This window comes from Hydrogenivirga sp. 128-5-R1-1, assembly GCF_000171895.1.
This window is the reverse complement of sequence record NZ_ABHJ01000254.1, coordinates 1-1,707: the sequence shown is the minus strand read 5'-3', so window position 1 is coordinate 1,707 and position 1,707 is coordinate 1. Positions and strand designations below refer to the sequence as shown.

Annotated in this window: 4 protein-coding genes; 2 read left to right on the top strand and 2 right to left on the bottom strand. The window is 30.9% G+C overall.

The genetic code is table 11. The features are described 5' to 3' along the window. Nucleotides 1-60 precede the first annotated feature (60 nt). Complete coding sequence (locus HG1285_RS20400) at nt 61-240, bottom strand: hypothetical protein (RefSeq protein ID WP_008289054.1); 180 nt, start codon at nt 238-240, stop codon at nt 61-63. On the opposite strand from HG1285_RS20400, the gene HG1285_RS19235 reads away from it, so the two are divergent. Continuing rightward, nucleotides 189-656 (top strand): transposase, encoded by a 468-nt coding sequence (locus HG1285_RS19235; protein ID WP_232219529.1) that lies wholly within the window; start codon nt 189-191, stop codon nt 654-656. The genes HG1285_RS20400 and HG1285_RS19235 overlap by 52 nt on opposite strands. Nucleotides 657-679: 23 nt before the next feature. Then, complete coding sequence (locus HG1285_RS02730; RefSeq protein ID WP_008289052.1) at nt 680-1,186, top strand: hypothetical protein; 507 nt, start codon at nt 680-682, stop codon at nt 1,184-1,186. Between the two features lie 50 nt (nt 1,187-1,236). Here HG1285_RS02730 and HG1285_RS19915 read toward each other — a convergent pair. Further along, on the bottom strand, nt 1,237-1,707 hold a 471-nt coding region (locus tag HG1285_RS19915), incomplete at its 5' end, for a hypothetical protein (protein WP_008289051.1).

Genomic DNA, 1,707 nt, shown 5'->3' with positions numbered 1-1,707 from the left:
ACTCTATGTATTTTAAGGTTTAGTTTCCAAAGGTTAGTCCTAAGGTTCTATCGTATACCGTTACATAGTGTCTACATCTTGGTTAAGATATATTTGTCGTTCGTGTTTCATTATTGCATTGATGATTTGTTGGATTATCATTGAAAGAGGAAGGGATTTACCTTCCTGTTTTTCTTTTTGAAGGTATTGTGCAAACTGCATTGCTAATTTTTCTAACTCAGTTTCTTTTCTTTTTGCCATTTTATCTTTACCTCCTGTTTTTATTTTTAGTTTTACACAATTTTTTTTATTACTCCCTCATAAGCACAATAGGGAATATAGAAAGATTTGATAATAGTAGAAAAGTCGGAGCATATATAGGATTAGTGCCAAGAGTATATGGAAGTGGGGATAGTATTAAAATGGGAAGGATAACAAAAAGAGGGGACAGTACACTCAGAAATAAACTATTACAAGCAGCAATATCTTTGTTAAAGACAAAAAAGAAAAATAGCTTAAAAGAATTTTTTAACAGGTTAATAAAATCAGGTGTAAGTAAGAACAAAGCAAGGATAGCATTGGCGAGGAAGTTAGCTACAGTTATGTTCGTTTTATTGAAAGAAAATAGAAAGTTTGAAAATTACTTTAATAAAAATACTGCAACCTTAGTGGGTTGACATCTTTCATAGGAGGTATGCCCATGAAGAAAAAACTTTTAACAGCCCTTTTTGTTTCATATGTTTTATCTTCATATGCATCAGCAGGTGAAAGGAATTTTAGTATAGCCACTGATGGTTATGACATTACCACTAATGTTTATTCTATTCAAGCAGAATGGTTTAAATCTGATGATTTCTCATTTTTAGCAAAGCCATATATTTTAAACAGAAATGAGTCAGGAATTGACTGGAATGGCTATGGTATTGAACTTGCAGGCAGAATGTATTCAGAAAACAACATATTTTTGCAATATGGATTAGATATAGGTTATATAAAAGATAAAATTGGTAGTTTTTCAGACGACAGTATTTTTTTAGGATTTAACACAAAAGCTGGATATAGATATTACATAACAAATGAATTGTTTGCAGATTTAGGAGTAGGCATTGGATACTATACTACTAACGTACAATTTAGAAGTAAAAATTATAGGGATTTAGATGGTATTGAAATTTTTATTATAGCCTCCTTAGGCTATCAATTTTAACTTAAATATAAATATAAAAACGATGTTAATGGGGAAGAGGAAATAACTCATTAATCATCTTCATAATCTATTTCCTTTAAGGCTTTTGTAAATGCTGGATATTTATATCCACTTCTTGTTGTAAAGACAATACCTCCAAAATCAAGTGTAATTATATCAAGGTGGTATTTACTTCCTAAAAATACCCTCTTATATCCAAGTCCTACATAAAGCCCGTTATATTCTTTTCTTCCATAAAACACATATCCTAATTTTCCTCCAATGTAAGGACCTGAACCTGACATATTAGCTTCGTATGTCCCATCATTGTATCGTGCTGAAAAAGCGTAAAATCCAGTACCTATTTCTATGATGGTATTATTTCCAAAATATAAACCTGCTCCAAAATCTACATAAAACCCAGGTTCAGAGTTAGATGAAGTAATTTTATTATTATTTTCCAGACTGCCTAAACCTGCTTCAAATCCAAAGTAAGTATATGTCTTGAATTTTTTATAATAGATTCCAGCGGTCCATCCAGG

Bases quoted from the DNA above. Each gene is read 5' to 3' on its own strand.
- HG1285_RS20400 (WP_008289054.1), bottom strand. From the start codon at position 240: ATGGCAAAAAGAAAAGAAACTGAGTTAGAAAAATTAGCAATGCAGTTT.
- HG1285_RS02730 (WP_008289052.1), top strand. From the start codon at position 680: ATGAAGAAAAAACTTTTAACAGCCCTTTTTGTTTCATATGTTTTATCT.